Raw genomic sequence first — 18,923 nt, forward strand, 5'->3', positions numbered from 1 at the left:
CGTCCCCCCCCCCCCCCCCCCCCCCCCCCCCCCCCCCCCCCCCCCCCCCCCCCCCTCGCCCCCCCCCCCCCCCCCCCCCCCCCCCCCCCCCCCGCGTCGTTGTCCCCGCAGAGGCCTGGAACCGAACAGCAGGGGGTGTCCCATGGGCCGCGTGGTACTGGAGCGTTTCCCGGCGGGAAGTCCGCGGGGGAGCTGGCCCGCGGAGGAGTACGCGGCGCAGCGGATGCGCGAGGGCGTGCCGGCGGAGGTGGTGATGGACCTGGCCACCGACGCGTTCCTGGTCGTGATCCGGCAACGGGAGGCGCATTCCGGTCACTGAGTCCGCACCGCGCGGACCAGTGGCCGCACGCCCCTTGGCCTCGTCGCCCCGCAGCCCCACACTGACCCGATGACGCAGCGTGTGGACCTGGCGACGGTGATGGACCGTCTCGCCATCGACGAGGTGGTCTCGGGGTACGCGGCGGCCGTCGACGACGGGGACTGGGCCGCCTACCGCGCCCTGTTCACGCCCTCCGGACGGGCCGACTACAGCTCGGCCGGCGGGGTCGAGGGCCCGGCCGCGGAGGTCGCCGACTGGCTCGCGGAGACCATGAAGCTCTTCCCGGTGCGCCAGCACCTGATCGTCAACCGGGTGATCCGGCTGGAGGACCAGGGCGGCTGGCCCGGGGACGCGGCGGAGGTCCGGGCGGACTTCCTGAACCCGATGCGGCTGGCCGGCCCCGACGACCCGGACACGGCCCCCAACTTCGTCGCCGCCGGGCGCTACTCCTTCGCCCTCGCCCGCACCCCGGACGGCTGGCGGCTCACGGGGGTCACGGTCCACGAGAAGTGGCGCCGCATGTCGGCCTGAGCCGCCCCTCGGGCCCCGGGCCGCGCCCGGCCGGGGGCGGCCCCACACTGGAAGCGGAGGCGCCTCATGCTGCTCGCGAAGCGGACCCGGCGGTGGCGTGCGGCGGCCGCGGTCGCCGCCGGGGCGCTGCCTTGCCTCGCCTTCCCGGCGCCGGGGCTGTGGTGGTCCGCGTACGTCGTCCTCGTGCCCTGGATGCTGCTGCTGCGCTCCGCCCCCACCGGGCGGCGCGCCGCGCTGGAGGGCTGGCTCGGCGGTGCCGGGTTCATCGTGGCGGTGCACCACTGGCTGCTGCCGAGCCTGCACGTGTTCCTGGTCCCCCTCGCCGCGCTGCTGGGGCTGCTCTGGATCCCCTGGGCGCTGCTGGTGCGGGAGTTGCTCGGCGGTGTGCCGGGCCCGCGCCGGGCGGCGGCCGGGCTGGTCCTCGTACCGGCGGGCTGGCTGCTGTCGGAGCTGGCCCGGTCCTGGCAGGGGCTGGGCGGGCCGTGGGGGCTGCTCGGGGCCAGTCAGTGGCAGGTGCCGCCGGCGCTGCGGCTGGCATCCGTGGGCGGGGTGTGGCTGGTGAGCCTGCTGGTGGTGGCGGTGAACTGTGCGGTGGTGCTGCTGGTGGCGGTGCCGGGGGCGCGGGTTCCGGCGGTGGCGTCGGTGGCGGGGTGCGCGGTGCTGACCGGGGTGGTGTGGCTCTGGCTGCCGCGGCCCGAGGTGTCGGGCGGGCTGCGGGTGGCCGTCGTACAGCCGGGCCTGGTTGGCGGGGCGGACGGTGCGGAGCGGCGGTTCGACGTCGAGGAGCGGCTCACGCGGGGCCTGGCGGGGGCGCACCCCGGCCTGGTGGTGTGGGGCGAGAGCGGCGTCGGCGCGGACCTGGCGGCGCGGCCCGACCTGTCGCGGCGGCTGGCGGCCCTGTCGGCGGAGCTCGGCGCCCCGCTGCTGGTGAACGTGGACGCCCGGCGCTCGGACCGGCCCGGGATCTACAAGAGTTCGGTGCTGGTCGGCCCGGAGGGGCCCACCGGTGACCGGTACGACAAGATGCGGCTGGTCCCCTTCGGCGAGTACGTGCCGGCCCGCTCGGTGCTCGGCTGGGCCACCTCGGTCGGCAAGGCGGCGGGCGAGGACCGCAGGCGCGGCGCGGCCCCGGTGGTGATGGACCTGCCCGGCGGGGTGCGGCTGGGCCCGCTGGTGTGCTTCGAGTCGGCCTTCCCCGACATGAGCCGGCACCTGGTCCGCGAGGGGGCCGGTGTGCTGGTCGCGCAGTCGGCGACCTCGACCTTCCAGGACAGCTGGGCACCGGCCCAGCACGCCTCCCTCGCGGCCCTGCGCGCCGCCGAGACGGGCCGCCCGGTGGTCCACGCGACCCTGACCGGTGTGAGCGCGGTGTACGGGCCCTCGGGCGCCCGGGTCGGGCCCGCCCTGTCCGCCTCGGCGAGCACGGCGGCCGTGTACGAGGTGCCGCTCGCCCGGGGCACGACCCCGTTCGTCCGCTTCGGGAACTGGCCCGCCGGCGCCGCCGTGGCCGCGCTGGGGCTGTACAGCGCGGCCCGCGGGGTACGGGCGGTCAGGCCCCGGAAGCCTGCTCCAGAGCCGTCAGCACCACCCGCTCGCACAGCTCGTGGGTGAGCAGGGCGTCCCGGGCGCTGAGCACCTTGCCGCTCTGCACGGCCTCCAGGAAGGTGTCCACGGCCTGCTCGATGCCGCGCTGGCGGGCGACGGAGACCCAGTCCCCGCGCCGGCGCACGGTGGGCTGACCCCGGTGGTCGACCACCTCGGCGAGGTTGAACACCTGACGCTTGGAGTCCTGGCCGGACACCTCCAGGACCTCCTCGGCGGACCCGGACCGCCGGTTCATGATCCCCAGGGCGGTGAAACCCTCGCCGGACATCTGGAGCACCACCTGGGACATCAGCCCCTCGCGCACCACGGCCCGGACGTCGACGTGGTCGGCCTCGCCGGGCAGCAGGAAGCGCAGGGTGTCGACGACGTGGATGAAGTCGTCCAGGACCAGGGTGCGGGGGTCCTCGGGCAGCCCGACCCGGTTCTTCTGCATGACGATCAGGTCGCGCGGGTGGTCGGCGCACAGCGTGTAGCCGGGCGCGTGGCGGCGGTTGAAGCCGACGAAGAGGCCGACGCCGAGCTCCTCGGCGCGCTCCACCAGGCGCCGCGAGTCGGCCAGCTCGTAGGCCAGCGGCTTGTCCACGTAGGTCGGCACGCCCGCGTCCAGCAGCCGCTCCACGATCACCGGGTGGGTGTCCGTGGGGGCGTGCACGAAGGCGGCGTCGAGGCCTTCGGCGAGCAGGGAGTCCAGCGTGGTGTGGCGGCGCTCGCGCGGTACGCGGTGGACGTCGCCGATCCGTTCGAGGGTGGCCGGGGTACGGGTCTGCAGGTGCAGCTCGATCCCGGGACGGGTGGTGAGGACGGGCAGGTACGCCTTCTGCGCGATGTCGCCGAGTCCGATGACGCCGACCTTCACCGGGAGCCTCCTGGTATGTGCCGTATGGGACAGCGGCAGCTTAATCCCTGGTGGGAGGGGGCGCGTTCGTCCAGGATGTGGACCATGAACTCGAACGGATCGCACCGCCCCGAACCCTCCACCACCGCCGGCGAGCGGGAGATGCTGGACGGCTGGCTGGACTACCACCGCTCCACCCTCGCCTGGAAGTGCGAGGGCCTCTCCGAGGAGCAGCTGCGCCTCACGGCGCTCGCGCCCTCCTCGCTGAGCCTGATGGGCCTGGTGCGGCACATGGCGGAGGTGGAGCGGTACTGGTTCCGGGAGATCGCCCTCGGTGCGGACCTGCCCGACCTGTACAGCACCCGGGAAAACCGGGACGGGGACTTCCACTTCACCGACGCGGACACCTGGGCCGATTCCGAGCAGGTCTGGCGGACCGAGGTCGAACTGGCCCGGCAGGCGGCCGCGGACCGCTCCCTGGAGGCGCTGTCGGACGCCGCGAGCCACCACCGCGGGGAGGTCTTCAGCCTGCGCTGGATCTACACCCACATGATCGAGGAGTACGCCCGGCACAACGGGCACGCGGACCTGCTGCGCGAGCACATCGACGGCGCCACCGGCGAGTAGCCGGGCCCGGGCCGGTGTCCGGTGCCCGGCGTCCGGTGTCCGCCGGACACCCCCTCCCCGTCACCCGTGCGGGGTGAATATCGGTCCAGGGTTTTCACAACGGGGTGCTCGCACAGCAGAGTTGCGCGGGTGCACCCAACCCGAACCTCGACGAAGCTGCTTCTCGGCGCCGCCTGTGCCGTCTCGGCCGTCTCGGCCGTCTCCGGCTGTGTGAGCGTCAACCCCGCCCAGCCTGTCCCGGCGGCGGCCCCCGCCGGCGGGCCGCCGCCCCGGCACGAGCCGCGCGGCGGGCCGGGGGCGCTGCCCGTGGTCGTGCAGGCGCCCGCCCTGGAGGCGCTGAAGGCGGTTCCCCGGGAGGGCGTGCGCCCGTCGGCCCCGACGGCGGCGGGCCGGGGCGCGGCGCGCGCGGTGCCCGGGCCGCGCACCGGGGACGGGGAGGCCGCGGGGGCCGCCGCAGGGGTGCCCGACATCCCGGTGCCGGCCGAGCCGGGCGGGCACGGCGACGGGGGCCCGCCGGGGCATGCGCACGGCTCGGGGCAGCATGCCGAGCTGCCGCCCGGGCTGGCACGGGAGCTGCCGGTCCGGCCGGCGGACGTGTGCGCGCTGGGCCGCCGGCACGGCAACTGGGACCCCGACGGCCCGGAGGCCCGGATCTGCGCGGGCGTCGAGAGCGCCGGGGGCGCCGGGGCCGGCTGAAGGAGCGGCGTAGGGGCCGTACGGACAGCCGGCCGACGGAGTCACAGCCCACGCCGCCCGCGCCGGGGGCGGAGGCACCGCCCGCAGAGCCCGTACGGGTGCCCGGCGGCGGGCCACCGCAGTGGCGCCCGCGCCGGCCCTACGCCTGCTCGGGGAACGGCCCGGGGCCCGGGCCCGCCTCCGCCGCCAGCCGGCGCTCCAGGCGGGCGATGGCGGCCCGCACCCCGTTCCCGTACCCGTCGTCGGACAGCGCTCCGGTGGCCGCCCGGGCCCGCGCGAGGTGGACCCGGGCCTCGTCGGGCCGGCGCAGCTTGGCGTAGTCGGCGGCGAGGCTGAGGTGCAGCGACGGGTAGAACACCCGCACGGCCGGATGCGGCTCGGCCCGCCCGGGCAGGGGCTCCCCGAGCCGTTCGCCGAGGCAGTCGGCGGCGGTCAGCGCCCGCAGGTCCCAGGCCAGTTCGTCGGCGGGGTCGTCCTGGGCGTCGGCCAGGTAGTGCGCGAGGGTGCAGCGGTGGAGGGAGTCTCCGCCCTCGCCGATCTCGGACCAGATCGCGCCGAGCCGGTTGCGGGCCTCCTCGCGGTCCCCGGCGTGCAGCAGGATGACGGCCTGGCCGATCCTGGTCATGACGGCGTCCTCCGACGCCTCCTGCTGCTGCTCCCTCAACGGGGCCTCCGGCTCGCTCCGCCGGACCCGCTCCGGTCCGGTCATCAAGAAGCTAGCCGGAGGCACCGGCTCTGGCGCCGAGGCGCGGGGTGGTGTCAGCCCAGGTCCGGGATCCGCCAGTCGATCGGCTCATGGCCCTGGGCGGCCACGGCCTCGTTGATCTGCGTGAAGGGCCGGGAGCCGAAGAACTTCTTGGCCGACAGCGGCGAGGGGTGGGCGCCCTTGACGATCACGTGGCGCTCCTCGTCGATGAGCGGGATCTTCTTCTGGGCGTAGGCGCCCCAGAGCACGAAGACGACCGGGTCGGGGCGCTCGGACACGGCGCGGATCACGGCGTCGGTGAACTTCTCCCAGCCCTTGCCCTTGTGGGAGTTGGGCTCGGCCTCACGGACGGTGAGAACGGCGTTGAGCAGCAGGACGCCCTGCTCGGCCCACGGCATCAGGTACCCGTTGTCCGGGACCGGCAGGCCGAGCTCCTCCTTCATCTCCTTGTAGATGTTGCGCAGCGAGGGCGGGGTCTTGACCCCGGGCTGCACGGAGAAGCACAGGCCGTGTCCCTGGCCGGCGCCGTGGTAGGGGTCCTGGCCGAGGACCAGGACCTTCACCTTGTCGAACGGCGTGGCCTCCAGGGCCGCGAAGACCTGCTCGCGGGGCGGGTAGACCGGCCCGTTCGCCCGCTCCTTCTCGACGAACTCGGTGAGTTCCTTGAAGTAGGGCTGGTCCAGCTCCCCGCCGAGGACGGGGAGCCAGGACTCGGGCAGCATCTGGGTCACGTCGACAACCTCCGGTACAAGTTCGTGCAACTGATCCGAACCTACCGGGGACCACTGACAACGCCGCCACCCGGGCACCGCCCCGGGATCACCAGCTGGTCTTGCGGCGCAGCTCCCACATCTGCATTGCGGTCTGCGGGTCCAGGGCCCGCTCGGCGCCGGCGATGTCCTCGCGCGCGCCGACGTACAGCTTGCCCTGCCACAGCGGCAGCAGCCGGACGTCCTGGGCGAAGATCTGCTGGGCCTCCTCGAACTCCTTGACGCCTGCCGACCGGTCGCCCTCGCGGCGGGACTTGGGCAGCAGCTCGGTCTGGATCTTCGCCGGCTCGTACGGGGTGCCGACCGCGTTCTCCTTGCCGACGAACGGCGCGATGAAGTTGTCGGGGTCCGGGAAGTCGGGGAACCAGCCTCGGCCGAAGACCGGGTACTGGCCGTTCTGGTAGCCCTCCTGGAAGGTCTTCCACGGCTGGCCGCGCAGGTTGATCTTGAAGAGTTCGCTCTCCTCGAGCTGCCGCTTGATCTCGGTGAACTCGTCGGCGGTGGAGGCGCCGTAGCGGTCGGTGGTGTACCAGAAGGTCAGCTCCACCTTCTGGGTGATCCCGGCGGCCGTGAGGATCTTCTTGGCCTTCGCGACGTCGGGGTTGCCGTAGATGTCGTAGAAGGGCGTCTTGTGGCCCACGACACCCTTGGGGACCATCGAGTACAGCGGCTCGGCGGTGCCCTGGTAGACCTTGGAGACGATCGCGCCGCGGTCGATGACCTGGGCGATCGCCTGGCGCACGGCCGGCTTGTTGACCAGCGGGTCGTTCGGATTGAAGACCAGGTAGCGGATCTCGGCGCCGACGTTCTCCACGACCTGGACGCCCTGGGCGTGCGAGGCGGGGGTCTGGAGGTCCTTGATCTCCGCGGCGGAGAGGCCGCGGTAGGTGGCGTCGATCTCCTTGCCCTTGAGGGCCGCGATCATCTTCTTCGAGTCGGCGAAGTAGCGGATCGTCACGCCGTCGTTCTGGCGGTTGGCGAAGCCGGTGTAGGTCTCGTTGCGGCCGAGGACCGCCTCGCCGCCCTCCGTGTACGAGGTCAGGACGTAGGGGCCGGAGCCGACGACCTTGTTGTCCTGGCGGACCTTGTTGGCCGGGTACTCCTTCGGTGCGACCAGGGAGGCCGCCGGGGAGCCCAGGACGTACGGGAAGGTCGCGTCGGGGGTCTTCAGGTGGAAGACGACCGTGAGCGCGTCCGGCGCCTCGATCTTGTCCAGGCTGTTGAAGAGGCCGGCGGGGCCGGACTTGTGGTTGATCGTCCGGATCCGGTCCAGGGAGTGCTTGACCGCCTTGGCGTCCAGCACCTCGCCGTCGGAGAACTTCAGGCCCTTGCGCAGGGTGCAGCGGTAGGCGGTGTTCGCCGCGTCGGTGAACTCGCAGCTCTGGGCCGCGTCCGGCTGGGGCTTGGTGCTGCCCGTGGGGAAGGCCAGCAGGGTCTGGTAGACGTTGCGGTACAGCTCCCAGGAGCCGTCCCAGGCCGCGGCCGGGTCGAGGGTGCTGGGCGCGCTCATGGTGCCGACGGTGATGCGCTTCGCGGCGGCGTCACCGTCGTCCGAGAACAGGCCGCATCCTGCCAGCAGGGATATGGACGCAACGGCCGCAGCGATCTGCAGGCATCTGGTCCGGTTGAACACGTGCACGCTCCTCGATCAGCCAGGGGTGCGGCAGACCCTACCGCAGTGCATCACAAATCCAATGGGTAGGTTTCGTGAGGCACTTGACCGATTTCGGACCGATTCGATACGCATTTGCCTCCCGTTTGGAGGCAAATGCGTCCGGTTATCGGTCAGTGCACACCGGCATTGAGGAACATTCCCCCGTCGACGACGAGAGTTTGTCCGGTGATCCATTCCGCTTGTGCAGATGTCAGGAATGCGGCGGCTCCGCCGATGTCCTCCGGGACCCCGAGCCGGCCGAGCGGGTAGGCGGCCGCGGCCTCCTGCTCGCGGCCCTCGTAGAGCGCCTGCGCGAACCTGGTCTTGACCACCGCCGGGGCGATCGCGTTGACCCGCACCGCCGGCGCCATCTCGTGCGCGAGCTGGAGGGTCAGGTTGATCATCGCGGCCTTGCTCATCCCGTACGCCCCGATGAAGGGCGAGGCGGAGACCCCGGCGATGGAGGCGATGTTCACGATCGCCCCGCCGTGGTCCTTCTGCCAGGCGTGCCAGGTCCGCTGGGCGAAGCCGAGCGCCGAGATCACGTTGGTCTCGAAGACCTTGCGCGCCACCCCGAGGTCCAGGTCGGCGATCGGGCCGAACACCGGATTGGTGCCCGCGTTGTTCACCAGGAAGTCGACGCGTCCGAAGGCCTCCATCGCCCGCTCCACGGCGAGGGCCTGGTGGGCCTCGTCGTGCGCCTTGCCGGCCACCCCGATCACCCGGTCCGCGCCGAGCCGCTCCACGGCCTCCTTGAGCGCGTCCTCGTTGCGCCCGGTGATCACGACCCGGTCGCCCCGGGCGACGAGCGCCTCGGCGATCCCGTAGCCGATCCCCCGGCTCGCCCCGGTGACCAGGGCGACCTTGCCGCTGTCGGCGCCGCCGCCGACACCGCTGTCGATACCGCTGTCCGTCATGTCGTACGCCCGCCTCTCGTGGGAACGTCAGTTGAGCGGGCCGCCGGCCACGTACAGGACCTGGCCGGAGACGAAGCCGGCGTCCTCGCCCGTGAAGAAGGCGATGGCATTGGCGATGTCGTCCGGACGGCCCACCCGCTGCACCGGGATCTGCGAGGCCGCGGCCAGCTGGAACTCCTCGAAGCCCATGCCGACGCGCTCGGCGGTCTGCGCGGTCATCTCGGTCGCGATGAAGCCCGGGGCGACGGCGTTGGCCGTGATGCCGAACTTGCCCAGTTCGATGGCCAGGGTCTTGGTGAAGCCCTGCAGGCCGGCCTTGGCGGCGGCGTAGTTGGCCTGGCCCCGGTTGCCGAGCGCCGAGCTGCTGGAGAGGTTCACGACGCGGCCGAACTTGGCCTCCACCATGTACTTCTGACAGGCCCTCGCCATCAGGAACGCGCCGCGCAGGTGCACGTTCATGACGGTGTCCCAGTCGGTGTCGCTCATCTTGAAGAGCAGGTTGTCGCGGAGCACGCCCGCGTTGTTGACGAGGACCGTCGGGGCGCCGAGCGTGCTCGCGACCCGCTCGACGGCCGCCTCCACCTGGGCGGCGTCGGAGACGTCGCAGCCGACCGCGAGGGCCCTGCCGCCGGCCGCCGTGATCGCCTCGACGGTGTCCTTGCAGGCGGCCTCGTCGAGGTCGAGCACGGCGACCGCCCGGCCTTCGGCGGCCAGCCGGATCGCGGTGGCCGCGCCGATGCCCCGGGCCGCCCCGGTCACGATGGCGACGCGCTGCTCGGTGGTGGACATGCTGTTCTCCTCGCCCTTGAGAGGCGGCCGCCCGGAGGTGAGCAACCGCTTAGTAGCCTCAGCTGAGGAGACGCTAGGAGCCCTGACACCCCGTGTCAACGGCTCCCTGCGCCAGCGGCGCGGACCTGCCCGGAAATCAGCGGACCAGCAGCTCCAGCAGGCGTTCCACCTCGGCGGCGGGATCGGCCGTCAGGCCGGTGTGCACCGGACCGGGCTGCACCACCGTGCTGCGGGGGGCGATCAGCCAGCGGAACCTGCGCCCCGCGTCGTCCCCCGCCGCCTGCCCGGCCTCCTCGCCGCCCGCGCACAGCCCCTCGACACCGCGCAGCGCGGCCCGCACCCCGGCCACGTCGGCCCCGGGGTCCAGGGCGAGGAGCTTCGCCTCGTCGAGGTGGGTGCGCGCGGCGACGTAGGAGTGCGCCCGGCAGTAGACGATGACTCCGGCGTTGAAGCACTCGCCGCGCTCCATCCGGGGCACCACGCGCACCAGCGCGTATTCGAACACGTCCCGCTTGGTCACTCGTCGCCGCTCTTCTTCTTGTTCTTGTCCGACTGGGGAGGGAGGCGCTCGGCGAGCCAGCCCGGCGGACCGGACCGCTGCCTGACCTCGGCCTCCATGGTGATCCTCTCGTGGATCGTGGCGGCGCGCGGCAGCAGCGCCTCCACATAGGCGCGGCGTACCGCGTCCGTGGAGTCGAAGCCCGGCTCGTCGACGAGCCACTCGTCGGGGACGTCGGCGGTGACCTCGGTGAGCAGTTCCTCGGTGACCAGCGGGGCCAGTTCGGCGGCGGCGGCCGCGATGTCCGGGCCCACGGGGGCCAGGACGTGGTCCGAGGCGTTGTAGGGCTTGGCGGCGGCGGCCTGGGCGGTGGGCCAGTTGTGGTGCCAGATCATGGTGGCGCCGTGGTCGATGAGCCACAGGTCCCCGTGCCAGACCAGCATGTTCGGGTTGCGCCAGGACCGGTCGACGTTGTTGATCAGCGCGTCGAACCAGACGACGCGTCCCGCCTCGACCGGGTCGGCCCGGTACGCGAGGGGATCGAAGCCGATCGAGCCGGGCAGGTAGTCCATGCCGAGGTTGAGCCCGCCGCTGGCCTTGAGCAGCTCCTGGACCTCCTGGTCGGGCTCGGCGAGCCCGATGACGGGGTCGAGCTGCATCTGCACCAGCCGCGGGACCCGCAGTCCCAGCCGCTGGGCGAGGCGCCCGCAGACGACTTCGGCGACCAGGGTCTTGCGGCCCTGGCCGGCTCCGGTGAATTTCATGACGTAGGTACCGAGATCGTCGGCCTCGACGATCCCCGGGAGCGAGCCGCCCTCACGCAAGGGCGTGACGTAGCGGGTCGCGATCACTTCGGACAGCATCCGCCCAGGTTACGGGGGTCAGAGCGGCGGGGCCCACCGCATTAGCAGCTCCTCGGCCGTGGTGATAGACGCCACCAGCACGAGGGAGTTGCGGATCACCTCGGCGGTGCAGGACGCGGGCACCCCGGCGATGGCGTCGCACGGGACCACGACCTCGTAGCCGAGGTTGACGGCGTCGAAGACGGTGTTGGGGATCGCGATGTTCGAGGAGACCCCGGTGACGACGAGCGTGCGGACGCCGAGGTTGCGCAGCAGGGCGTCCAGGCCGGTGCCGGCCATCGGGGAGAGCCCGTGCAGCCGGCGGACCACGAGGTCCCGGCCGTCCACGGTGACGGGCGCGGCGACCCGCACCGCGTCGCTCCCGGTCAGCTGGCGTACGGGCAGCTTCCCGGCGGCCCGGAACAGCCGCGCGTTGGTGTTGGCCCCGAGTCCGTCGGGCCGCCGCTCGGCGACCGCGTGCACCACCTGCACCCCGGCCCCGCGGGCGGCCTCCACGAGCGCGGCGACCCGGTCCAGCATCCCCGAGTCCCGGGCCTCCTTGGCCAGCTCGGGCAGGGCGCTCTCCTCGCCCACCACACCGTTCTGGCACTCCACGGTGAGCAGCGCGGTGGTGGCTGGATCGAGTTCCGGCATGACTCCCCCTGGCGTGGCGACGGAAGAGCACGCATGATTCCTGACACACAGTCAGATGTGAAGGGGTGCGGGACGGATGGACGGGACGGGCGCCCGGGCGGCGCAGCGGCGGGGCCGGCGGATCATGATGAGCGGCAAGGAGGTGGACGCGTTCCTGCGGGAGCAGCGCACCTGCCGGGTGGCCACGGTCTCCCCGGACGGGCGTCCGCACGTCGGCGCCCTGTGGTTCGCCTGGGACGGCACCTCGCTGTGGCTGTACTCGATCACGCGCAGCCGCCGCTGGGCCGACCTGCGGGCCGACCCGCGGATCTCGGTCGTGGTGGACGCCGGGGAGGAGTACGGGGAACTGCGCGGGGTCGAGCTGTCCGGCCGCGCGGTCTTCGTGGGCGAGGCGCCGCGCACCGGCGAGCCCTGCCCCGAGCTGCTGGAGCCGGAACGGCTCTTCCCCCGCAAGAACTTCGGGATCGAGGAGATGCCGCACGACGGCCGCCACGCCTGGATCCGCCTCACCCCGGACTCGGTGGTGTCCTGGGACTTCCGCAAAATGTGACCGGCCGCTACACCGCCGCGGCCGCCTCCTGGAGGGCCTCGACGGCGGCCCTGACGGAGGGCCGGCGGCCCGCGTCCGTCCGCCAGACGGCGTACACGTGACGGCGGACGGTGTCGACCGCCGGCAGCAGCCGCACGCCGGGCGGCACCGGTCCGCGGCCCAGCCGGGGCGTCACGCAGACGCCCAGCCCGGCCTCCACGAAGGCCAGCTGGGTGTGGTGCTCCTCGGCGATGTGCGCGATGCGCGGCTCGACCCCGATGCCGCGCAGGGTGAACACCAGCCACTCGTGGCAGAACTGCCCCTCGTTCCACGAGATCCAGTCGTCGTCGGCGAGGTCCCCGAGGGAGATCTCGGCGCGCCCGGCCAGCGGGTGTCCCGCGGGGACCGCGATGTCGGCGGCGTCGTCCAGCAGGTGGACACGGGACAGTTCGGCCGGCACCGGCATCCGCTTGTTGTGCCAGTCGATGGCCAGCGCCATGTCCAGGTCGCCGCGCACGACGGCCGCCATGCTCTCCTCGGGCTCCCGTTCCCGCACCATGGCCCGCAGTTCGGGATGGGCGGCCCGCAGCGCGCCGAGGGCGCGGGGCAGCAGCCCCCGCATGGCGGTGGGGAAGGCCCCGATCCGCAACTCCCCCACCGCGCAGCCCCGCTGGGCCTCCACGTCGGCCTGCGCGAGCTCCACCTGGGAGATGATCCGGGCGGCGTGGTCGGCGAGCAGCCGTCCCGCGTCCGTGAGCCGGACCCCGCGCCCGTTCTTGGCGAGCAGCGGCTGGCCGACCTCCCGCTCCAGCTTGGCCATCTGCTGGGAGACCGCCGATGTGGTCACATGGAGGCCCCCCGCCGCACCGCTGACCGAGCCGTGGCGGGCGAGGGCGTCAAGGGTGCGCAGGCGCTCCAGGTTCAACATGTAAGCGATGCTACGCCTTCCGCCGAAGGAACTCTCGCTTGTCCTACGAGGTCGGGCGCAGCAGAGTGAACCTCATGAGCGCACCGACCACCTCCCGCACCACCGCCCACTCCCCCGTCCGACAGCCGGCCCGCCGCGGTGCCGGTGGCGCCGCCCGCCTGGACTGGCGCCTGCGGTTCGCCCTCCTCTCGGTGGTGTGGGGCTTCAGCTTCCTCCTGATCAAGGTCGGCACCGAGGCGTTCGCCCCCTTCCAGGTCGCCCTCGGCCGGGTGTTCTTCGGGGCGCTCGCCCTCCTGGTGGTGCTGCTGGTGCGCCGGGAGCCGCTCCCGCGCGGCCGGCGCACCTGGGGCCACCTCGCGGTGGCGGCGCTCCTGCTGAACACCGTCCCGTTCTCGCTCTTCGCCTACGCCGAGCAGAGCATCCCCTCCAGCCTGGCGGGCATCTGCAACGCCACCTCCCCGCTGTGGGGCATGGCGCTCTCGCTGGTGGCGCTGTCCGAGGACCGCCCCACGCGGCGCCGCTTCGCGGGGCTGGGCATCGGCTTCCTGGGCGTGCTGACGGTGCTCGGCGCCTGGCAGGGCTTCGCGGGCGTCGACGCCAAGGGCACCGCGCTGGCCCTGCTGGCCTCGCTCTCCTACCCGATCGGCTGGATCTACGTCCGCCGCACGCTGGCCGGCACCCCCGGCTCCCCGGTGGCGCTCACCGGGGCCCAGCTCATGGTCTCCACCGTCCAGCTGGCCGCCGTCAGCGCGCTGTTCACCCCGGCCCCGGCCGGCTTCCCGCTGTGGCCGACGCTCGCCGTGGTCGCGCTGGGCGCCCTGGGCACCGGGATGGCGCTGCAGATCCAGTACGGGCTGGTCTCGGAGATCGGGCCGACCACCGCGCAGATGGTCACCTACTTCATCCCGGTCATCGCCACCACCGCCGGCGTCCTGGTCCTGGGCGAGCAGCTGCACTGGAACACCCCGGTCGGCGCGGCGGTCATCCTGGCGGGCGCGGCCCTGACCCAGTCCCGGTCCGCTCCGCGCAAGGCCGCCTGACCGGACGACCCCGCCCCACGCCCGCCCCCGCCGCACGCCGCGCCGGGGGCGTCGCGCGTCTCAGTCGAAGCGCCCCCCGGCCGCCGGGCGGACCGCCGCGGCCACCGCGTCGGCCAGGCCCCCGACCTCCGCCGGGTCCAGCCCGGAGACGGTGATCCGCACCCCGGGGCCCGCCTGGACGCGGTAGCCGGCCCCGGGGCGCACCGCCCAGCCGGCCGCGAGCAGCCGGGTGACCGCCGCCGTCTCGTCGGCGACGGGCACCCACACGTTCATCCCGCTGCGCCCGTGTGCCCGTACGCCCCGCTCCGCGAGCGCGGCGACCAGGCCGTCCCGGCGCAGCCCGTACGAGCGGGCCACGGCCTCCCCGTCCACGGCGCCGGAGGTCCACAGGTCGACCACCGCGTACTGGAGCAGCCGGCTCACCCACCCCGGGCCCAGCCGCTGCCGTCCCCGGACCCGGTCCATCGTCACCGCGTCACCCGTGAGCACCGCGAGCCGCAGGTCGGGGCCGTACGCCTTCGCCGTCGAGCGGATCAGCGCCCAGTGCCGGGTCACCCCGCCGAGGGGGCACAGCGGCAGGTCGACGATCCCGTGGCCGTGGTCGTCCTCGATGAGCAGCACCTCGGGACGGCCGGCCAGCAGCTCCCGGAGCGCCGCCGCCCGGGCCGCGGAGACGGCGGCGCCGGTCGGGTTCTGCGCGCGGGCGGTGACCACCAGGGCCCGCGCCCCTTCCGCCAGTGCCCGGGCCACCGACTCCGGCACCGGCCCCTCGTCGTCGACGGCCACCGGGACCACCCGCAGGCCGAGGGCGGGGGCCAGGTCCAGCACGCTCCCCCAGCCCGGGTCCTCGACGGCCACCGCGTCCCCGGCCCGCAGGTGCGCGGCCAGCACGCGCTCGATGCCGTCCAGCGCCCCCGAGGTCACCGCCAGGGCCCCGGGCGGGACCCCGTCGGCCTCGAAGCCGGCGCGGGCGAGCCGGGCGAGGTCCGGGACCACCGGGTCCTGCCCGTACAGGGTCGGGGCTGCGGCGTACCGCCGGGCGGCGGCGGCCAGCGCCCCGTCCAGCGGGGGCAGCAGGGCCAGGTCCGGGTTGCCCTGCGCGACGTCGCGTACGCCCTCGGGCACCGGCATGTGCCCCACGTCGCGCGGGGCGGTCGCGGGGCGGGCCCGCACCCGGCTGCCGCGCCGTCCGTCGGTCTCGATGACCCCGCGTTCGCGCAGGGTGCGGTACGCGGCGGCCACGGTGTTGGGGTTCACCCCCAGCGCGGCCGCGAGTTCGCGCATCGGCGGGAGCAGCGCCCCCGGCGCGAGCGCGCCCGATCCGACACCGGTTTCGACACTGGCCGCGATTTCCGATGCGCGGCGCCCACTGATCAGATACTCTCCTAGCACAAACGACATTATGCACTAGTGCAATGGAGTACGCACCATGAGCGCCACCGCCGTCGCCGGCTACGAACCCACCGACCGCACCGTCCCGAGCCGCGCCCGCGAGCGTGCGCGCTACGACCGCGAGACGGTGCACTCGATACTCGACCAGGCCTACCTGTGCCACCTCGGGTTCGTCCGCGACGGCGCGCCGGTGGTCCTCCCCACGCTCTACGGCCGCGTGGGCGAGACCCTCTACGTGCACGGCTCCACCGGCTCGCGCCCGCTGCTGGCCGCCGGGAAGGCCGACCCGGGCCTGGCGGTCTGCCTCACGGTGACGCACGTGGACGGCCTGGTGCTGGCCAAGTCCGCCTTCCACCACTCGATGAACTACCGCTCGGTGGTCGTGCACGGCACCGCCTACCAGGTCACGGACGAGGAGGAGCGCCGGATCGCACTGGACGCCCTGGTCGACCAGGTCGTGCCCGGCCGCTCGGCGGACTCCCGGCCCGCCAACGCCAAGGAGCTGGCCGCCACGGCGGTGATCCGGCTCGACCTGAACGAGGTGTCCGCGAAGGTCCGCACGGGCGGCCCGAACGACGACGCCGATGACCTGGACCTGCCCCACTGGTCGGGCGTGGTCCCGGTGGCGCCGGCGTACGGGACCCCCGTCCCGGCCGCCGGCCTGGCCCCCGGCATCGCCGTCCCGGACTACATCACCGCGCTCTGAGGCTCCTGGGCGGGCCGGTCCTCCGGCCCGCCGCCGGCCACGCGGCGCACACCGCCCGCGGGCCTGCGCGCCTCGGCCGCGATCAGCGCCCCGACCGCCGCCAGCAGCAGTACGGTGCCCAGCACCACGGCGCCGGTCAGCCGCTCCCCGAGCACCGCGACGGCGATCACCGCCGCGCTGACCGGCTCGATCAGCATGACCACCGACACCGTCGCGGCGCGCACCGCCGCGGCCCCGGTGAAGTACAGCGCGTACGCCAGCGCCGTCGGCACCACGGCCACGTACACCAGCAGCCAGAGCACCCGCGCCGGCTCGGCGGTGTGCGGCAGCAGCCCCTCCACCGCCGCGAGCGGCAGCAGGCACACCGCACCCACCGCCACCGACCACGCGGTGGTGACCAGCGGGTCCCCGCCCGCCCCGCGCCGCCCGAGCCACCGCGCCCGCAGCGTCATCGCCGCGTACCCGGCGGCCGACAGCAGCGCCCAGCCGACCCCGAGCGGCCGCACCTCACCGCCCCCGGAGCCCAGCACCAGTACGGCCAGCCCCGCCAGGGCACCGCCGACGGCGACCACCCCGCCCCGGCCCAGCCGCTCGCCCATCCAGTACCGGCCGCCCAGCGCGATCAGCACGGGCCCCGCCCCGAGGGTGACCACGGTGCCGACCGCCAGGCCGGTCTCGCGCACGGCCCCGAAGTAGGCGGCCTGGAACAGGGTGAACATCAGCCCGGTGGCGATCAGCGAAGCCGCCGAAGGCCGGGCGGGCCGGGCCGCCCGCGCGGGGCGGCGGCGTACGGCGAGCACCCCGAGCAGCACCGCCAGCCCGCCGGCGCAGCGCCAGAAGGACAGGGCGAGCGGACCGAGGTCACTGGCCAGGAAGAGGAGGGATGCGGCCGCCCCGGCGGTGCCCCAGGCGGCTCCGGCGACGACGAGGTACAGCAGGCTGCGCCCGGCGGCGGGCGAGTGGTTCGACACGTGTTTCTCCGCGCATGCGTGAAGGACGAGGACATGAGGTCATCGCTTCGCGGGCAGCGCGCACCGGCCCGGGGCTCCCCGGGCGGGTCGTTCGTCGTTCTGGAGGCAGCCGCCCGCGCTAGGCGGCCGGCGGCGGAAGGACGGCGGAGAAAACGGTGGAAGGCATGACCGGCACCCTACGCGGCCTCCGCCGCGCCGGCCACCCCTGACCGGAATCCCCCCTTGCGGGCAGCTACGCGCCGGCCGGCTCCCGGTCCTGCGCCGCGGGCAGCGGCGCCTCCTGCACGGGCACCGGGGCGGGCCGCGAGGACTGCGCGATGAAGGCGCCGCCGAGCACCAGCGCGCCGCCCAGGACCTGCGGGCCGGAGAGCTGCTCGCCGAGCAGTACCCAGGCCAGGACGGTGGCGACGACCGCCTCCAGGCAGGCCACCACGCCCGCGACCTGCGGCGAGAGCTTGCGCACGGAGACCACACCGGTCAGGTACGCGAACACGGTGGCGACCAGCACCACCCAGCCCAGCAGCGCCAGGGCCGGGACCCGGACGTCGCCCATGGCGGCGTCCCCGCCCAGCACCTGCCAGTCGATCTGCCACGGGCGGGCGATCACGGTCATCACCAGGGCGCCGACGATCATGCCGTGCGCGATCACGCCCAGCGGGTCCGGCGCGTCCTCGGCGTCGGCTCCCTGGTCCGCGAAGACGAAGTAGAAGGCCTGGCAGCAGGCGGCCGCGAGGCCGAGGAGCACCCCGAAGGCGTCCAGGCGCAGCCCGGCCCAGATCTCGACCACGCAGGCCAGCCCGGCGACGGCCACCGCCGCCCCGGCGGCGGCCGCGCGGGTCACGGGCTTGCGCTGCACGAAGCGTATGTAGCCGAGCAGCAGCGCGGGGCCCAGGTACTCCAGCAGCAGGGCCACGCCCACCGGGATCCGGGACAGGGAGGCGAAGTAGAAGGCCTGCACGCCCGCGACGGCGACCAGCCCGAAGCCGGCCAGCAGCAGGGGCTTGCGCCGCACCAGGGACCGGTGCCGCCAGGCGAGCGGGGACAGCACCAGGGCCGCCCCGGCCACCCTGAGCCACACCATGTGCAGCGGGTCCAGACCCGCCTCGATCAGCGGCTTCGCCGCGACACCCGAACCGCCGAACGCGCATGCCGAGACGAGGGCGAGGCCCAGTCCGGCGTTCTTACCTGACGCTTGCATCCGGTCATCATGACAGGGCCGGACAGGAGTGTCTCCCGCGAGACGCCTGTTGAGACGCACCCGAGATCATCCGGCCGGGAACCCCAGTATCTGACAGGTCGTCAGTCTTGTATGTTCCGCGCGCCGGGGCTACCTTCCGCCGCACGTACCCGACGAGAAGGGGTGGACGCATGGCTGAAGTCACCGCGGAATCACGCATCGAGGCGCCCGCCGCGAAGCTCTGGGCCCAGCTGACCGACTGGGACGCGTACGGGCAGTGGAGCATGACGCACACCGACTTCCCGAAGGGCGGTCCCGAGACCCTCGCGGTCGGGTCCACCTTCAGCGAGAACATGAAGATGATGGGATTCCCCGCCGAGGTCCTGTGGACGGTCTCGGAACTGGAGGAGCAGCGCGTCTTCGCCATCACCGGCAAGGGCCCGATGGGCGTCGCGGTGCTCACCCGCTACACCCTGACCCCCGACGGCGGGGCCACGAAGGTCCGCATCGACGGGGAGTTCACGGGCGCCGCCGTCTCCCTGATGGCGGGCAAGCTCAAGGACTCCGCGACGGCCGCACTGAACGAGTCCCTGCGCAAGCTGGCCGGCCTGGTCGCCTGACCCGGGCCCGGACGCACGACGAGGCGGGGGGGGGGGGGGGGGGGGGGGGGGGGGGGGGGGGGGGGGGGGGGGGGGGGGGGGGGTGGGGGGGAGGGGGGGGGGGGGGGGGGGGGTTT

The 18,923-nt window shown here is 73.9% G+C and carries 22 protein-coding genes; 9 read left to right on the plus strand and 13 right to left on the minus strand.

The features are described from left to right. Window positions 1-142: 142 nt before the first annotated feature. The 3 genes from AC07A6_RS18540 to lnt all read left to right on the plus strand — a co-directional run bounded on the left by AC07A6_RS18540 (window position 143) and on the right by lnt (window position 2,461). Window positions 143-319, plus strand: coding sequence for a hypothetical protein (locus AC07A6_RS18540; protein ID WP_362472667.1), 177 nt, complete (start codon window positions 143-145; stop codon window positions 317-319). A 69-nt stretch (window positions 320-388) separates the two neighbouring features. Continuing rightward, entirely contained in the window at window positions 389-850 is a 462-nt protein-coding gene (locus AC07A6_RS18545; RefSeq protein ID WP_478777748.1) for a nuclear transport factor 2 family protein, read from the plus strand. Window positions 851-916: 66 nt separating this feature from the next. Further along, a complete protein-coding gene (gene lnt, locus AC07A6_RS18550; RefSeq protein ID WP_478777749.1) occupies window positions 917-2,461 on the plus strand; it encodes an apolipoprotein N-acyltransferase in 1,545 nt (514 codons plus the stop codon). On the opposite strand, the gene AC07A6_RS18555 is transcribed toward lnt, so the two are convergent. After that, window positions 2,400-3,311, minus strand: a complete 912-nt coding sequence (locus tag AC07A6_RS18555) for a Gfo/Idh/MocA family protein (RefSeq protein ID WP_478777750.1) — start codon at window positions 3,309-3,311, stop codon at window positions 2,400-2,402. The two genes, lnt and AC07A6_RS18555, sit on opposite strands and share 62 nt — an antisense overlap. 84 nt (window positions 3,312-3,395) lie before the next feature. Between AC07A6_RS18555 and AC07A6_RS18560 the strand changes: the two genes are divergently transcribed. Together AC07A6_RS18560 and AC07A6_RS18565 are read left to right on the plus strand one after the other, a co-directional pair. Further along, the gene (locus AC07A6_RS18560; protein WP_362472679.1) at window positions 3,396-3,917 is read left to right on the plus strand and encodes a DinB family protein; all 522 of its coding nucleotides are present in this window, start codon (window positions 3,396-3,398) and stop codon (window positions 3,915-3,917) included. Between the two features lie 129 nt (window positions 3,918-4,046). Next, window positions 4,047-4,613 (plus strand): hypothetical protein, encoded by a 567-nt coding sequence (locus tag AC07A6_RS18565; RefSeq protein ID WP_478777751.1) that lies wholly within the window; start codon window positions 4,047-4,049, stop codon window positions 4,611-4,613. A gap of 139 nt (window positions 4,614-4,752) precedes the next feature. Here AC07A6_RS18565 and AC07A6_RS18570 read toward each other — a convergent pair whose 3' ends face one another. The 8 genes from AC07A6_RS18570 to AC07A6_RS18605 all read right to left on the minus strand — a co-directional run bounded on the left by AC07A6_RS18570 (window position 4,753) and on the right by AC07A6_RS18605 (window position 11,444). Next, complete coding sequence (locus AC07A6_RS18570) at window positions 4,753-5,322, minus strand: hypothetical protein (RefSeq protein WP_386274332.1); 570 nt, start codon at window positions 5,320-5,322, stop codon at window positions 4,753-4,755. 50 nt (window positions 5,323-5,372) lie between these two features. Further along, complete coding sequence (locus tag AC07A6_RS18575; RefSeq protein WP_362472730.1) at window positions 5,373-6,041, minus strand: uracil-DNA glycosylase; 669 nt, start codon at window positions 6,039-6,041, stop codon at window positions 5,373-5,375. 97 nt (window positions 6,042-6,138) lie between these two features. Then, entirely contained in the window at window positions 6,139-7,722 is a 1,584-nt protein-coding gene (locus AC07A6_RS18580) for an ABC transporter substrate-binding protein (RefSeq protein ID WP_362472688.1), read from the minus strand. A 152-nt stretch (window positions 7,723-7,874) separates the two neighbouring features. Continuing rightward, entirely contained in the window at window positions 7,875-8,660 is a 786-nt protein-coding gene (locus AC07A6_RS18585; RefSeq protein WP_386274330.1) for an SDR family oxidoreductase, read from the minus strand. A gap of 27 nt (window positions 8,661-8,687) precedes the next feature. Beyond that, window positions 8,688-9,449, minus strand: a complete 762-nt coding sequence (fabG, locus tag AC07A6_RS18590; protein WP_478777752.1) for a 3-oxoacyl-ACP reductase FabG — start codon at window positions 9,447-9,449, stop codon at window positions 8,688-8,690. 136 nt (window positions 9,450-9,585) lie between these two features. Then, window positions 9,586-9,969 carry a DUF3037 domain-containing protein gene (locus tag AC07A6_RS18595; protein ID WP_362472697.1) on the minus strand — a complete coding sequence of 128 codons (384 nt, stop codon included), beginning with the start codon at window positions 9,967-9,969 and terminating at the stop codon, window positions 9,586-9,588. Then, a complete protein-coding gene (locus AC07A6_RS18600) occupies window positions 9,966-10,811 on the minus strand; it encodes a HipA family kinase (protein WP_478777753.1) in 846 nt (281 codons plus the stop codon). Before AC07A6_RS18600 ends, AC07A6_RS18595 begins: the two co-directional genes overlap by 4 nt. A gap of 18 nt (window positions 10,812-10,829) precedes the next feature. After that, window positions 10,830-11,444, minus strand: coding sequence for a cysteine hydrolase family protein (locus tag AC07A6_RS18605; RefSeq protein ID WP_478777754.1), 615 nt, complete (start codon window positions 11,442-11,444; stop codon window positions 10,830-10,832). Window positions 11,445-11,520: 76 nt separating this feature from the next. On the opposite strand from AC07A6_RS18605, the gene AC07A6_RS18610 reads away from it, so the two are divergent. Further along, the gene (locus tag AC07A6_RS18610; protein ID WP_362472706.1) at window positions 11,521-11,994 is read left to right on the plus strand and encodes a pyridoxamine 5'-phosphate oxidase family protein; all 474 of its coding nucleotides are present in this window, start codon (window positions 11,521-11,523) and stop codon (window positions 11,992-11,994) included. A gap of 7 nt (window positions 11,995-12,001) precedes the next feature. Here the strand turns inward: AC07A6_RS18610 and AC07A6_RS18615 are convergent, their stop codons facing one another. Then, the gene (locus tag AC07A6_RS18615; protein ID WP_362472709.1) at window positions 12,002-12,901 is read right to left on the minus strand and encodes a LysR family transcriptional regulator; all 900 of its coding nucleotides are present in this window, start codon (window positions 12,899-12,901) and stop codon (window positions 12,002-12,004) included. A 38-nt stretch (window positions 12,902-12,939) separates the two neighbouring features. On the opposite strand from AC07A6_RS18615, the gene AC07A6_RS18620 reads away from it, so the two are divergent. Then, on the plus strand, window positions 12,940-13,941 hold the full coding sequence (locus AC07A6_RS18620; protein ID WP_386274324.1) for a DMT family transporter: 1,002 nt from the start codon (window positions 12,940-12,942) through the stop codon (window positions 13,939-13,941). 60 nt (window positions 13,942-14,001) lie between these two features. Here the strand turns inward: AC07A6_RS18620 and AC07A6_RS18625 are convergent, their stop codons facing one another. Continuing rightward, a complete protein-coding gene (locus AC07A6_RS18625) occupies window positions 14,002-15,333 on the minus strand; it encodes an aminotransferase class I/II-fold pyridoxal phosphate-dependent enzyme (protein WP_478777755.1) in 1,332 nt (443 codons plus the stop codon). Window positions 15,334-15,370: 37 nt separating this feature from the next. On the opposite strand from AC07A6_RS18625, the gene AC07A6_RS18630 reads away from it, so the two are divergent. After that, window positions 15,371-16,039 carry a pyridoxamine 5'-phosphate oxidase family protein gene (locus AC07A6_RS18630; RefSeq protein ID WP_478777756.1) on the plus strand — a complete coding sequence of 223 codons (669 nt, stop codon included), beginning with the start codon at window positions 15,371-15,373 and terminating at the stop codon, window positions 16,037-16,039. On the opposite strand, the gene AC07A6_RS18635 is transcribed toward AC07A6_RS18630, so the two are convergent. Further along, window positions 16,021-17,010, minus strand: a complete 990-nt coding sequence (locus AC07A6_RS18635) for a DMT family transporter (RefSeq protein ID WP_478777757.1) — start codon at window positions 17,008-17,010, stop codon at window positions 16,021-16,023. The two genes, AC07A6_RS18630 and AC07A6_RS18635, sit on opposite strands and share 19 nt — an antisense overlap. A gap of 232 nt (window positions 17,011-17,242) precedes the next feature. Further along, the gene (locus tag AC07A6_RS18640) at window positions 17,243-18,208 is read right to left on the minus strand and encodes an EamA family transporter (RefSeq protein ID WP_478777758.1); all 966 of its coding nucleotides are present in this window, start codon (window positions 18,206-18,208) and stop codon (window positions 17,243-17,245) included. A gap of 170 nt (window positions 18,209-18,378) precedes the next feature. Here AC07A6_RS18640 and AC07A6_RS18645 point away from each other — a divergent pair, with 170 nt between their 5' ends. Further along, entirely contained in the window at window positions 18,379-18,807 is a 429-nt protein-coding gene (locus AC07A6_RS18645; RefSeq protein WP_386274317.1) for a type II toxin-antitoxin system Rv0910 family toxin, read from the plus strand. Window positions 18,808-18,923 lie beyond the last annotated feature (116 nt).

Source organism: Streptomyces sp. NPDC044002 (assembly GCF_056434525.1).

Excerpts from the sequence above, each read along its gene's own strand:
- AC07A6_RS18540 (WP_362472667.1), top strand. The coding sequence starts at position 143 with ATGGGCCGCGTGGTACTGGAGCGTTTCCCGGCGGGAAGTCCGCGGGGG.
- AC07A6_RS18630 (WP_478777756.1), top strand. The coding sequence starts at position 15,371 with ATGAGCGCCACCGCCGTCGCCGGCTACGAACCCACCGACCGCACCGTC.
- AC07A6_RS18570 (WP_386274332.1), bottom strand. The coding sequence starts at position 5,322 with ATGACCGGACCGGAGCGGGTCCGGCGGAGCGAGCCGGAGGCCCCGTTG.
- AC07A6_RS18560 (WP_362472679.1), top strand. The coding sequence starts at position 3,396 with ATGAACTCGAACGGATCGCACCGCCCCGAACCCTCCACCACCGCCGGC.
- fabG (WP_478777752.1), bottom strand. The coding sequence starts at position 9,449 with ATGTCCACCACCGAGCAGCGCGTCGCCATCGTGACCGGGGCGGCCCGG.
- AC07A6_RS18640 (WP_478777758.1), bottom strand. The coding sequence starts at position 18,208 with ATGCAAGCGTCAGGTAAGAACGCCGGACTGGGCCTCGCCCTCGTCTCG.
- AC07A6_RS18610 (WP_362472706.1), top strand. The coding sequence starts at position 11,521 with ATGGACGGGACGGGCGCCCGGGCGGCGCAGCGGCGGGGCCGGCGGATC.
- AC07A6_RS18600 (WP_478777753.1), bottom strand. The coding sequence starts at position 10,811 with ATGCTGTCCGAAGTGATCGCGACCCGCTACGTCACGCCCTTGCGTGAG.
- lnt (WP_478777749.1), top strand. The coding sequence starts at position 917 with ATGCTGCTCGCGAAGCGGACCCGGCGGTGGCGTGCGGCGGCCGCGGTC.
- AC07A6_RS18615 (WP_362472709.1), bottom strand. The coding sequence starts at position 12,901 with ATGTTGAACCTGGAGCGCCTGCGCACCCTTGACGCCCTCGCCCGCCAC.
- AC07A6_RS18645 (WP_386274317.1), top strand. The coding sequence starts at position 18,379 with ATGGCTGAAGTCACCGCGGAATCACGCATCGAGGCGCCCGCCGCGAAG.
- AC07A6_RS18545 (WP_478777748.1), top strand. The coding sequence starts at position 389 with ATGACGCAGCGTGTGGACCTGGCGACGGTGATGGACCGTCTCGCCATC.
- AC07A6_RS18575 (WP_362472730.1), bottom strand. The coding sequence starts at position 6,041 with ATGCTGCCCGAGTCCTGGCTCCCCGTCCTCGGCGGGGAGCTGGACCAG.
- AC07A6_RS18605 (WP_478777754.1), bottom strand. The coding sequence starts at position 11,444 with ATGCCGGAACTCGATCCAGCCACCACCGCGCTGCTCACCGTGGAGTGC.
- AC07A6_RS18585 (WP_386274330.1), bottom strand. The coding sequence starts at position 8,660 with ATGACGGACAGCGGTATCGACAGCGGTGTCGGCGGCGGCGCCGACAGC.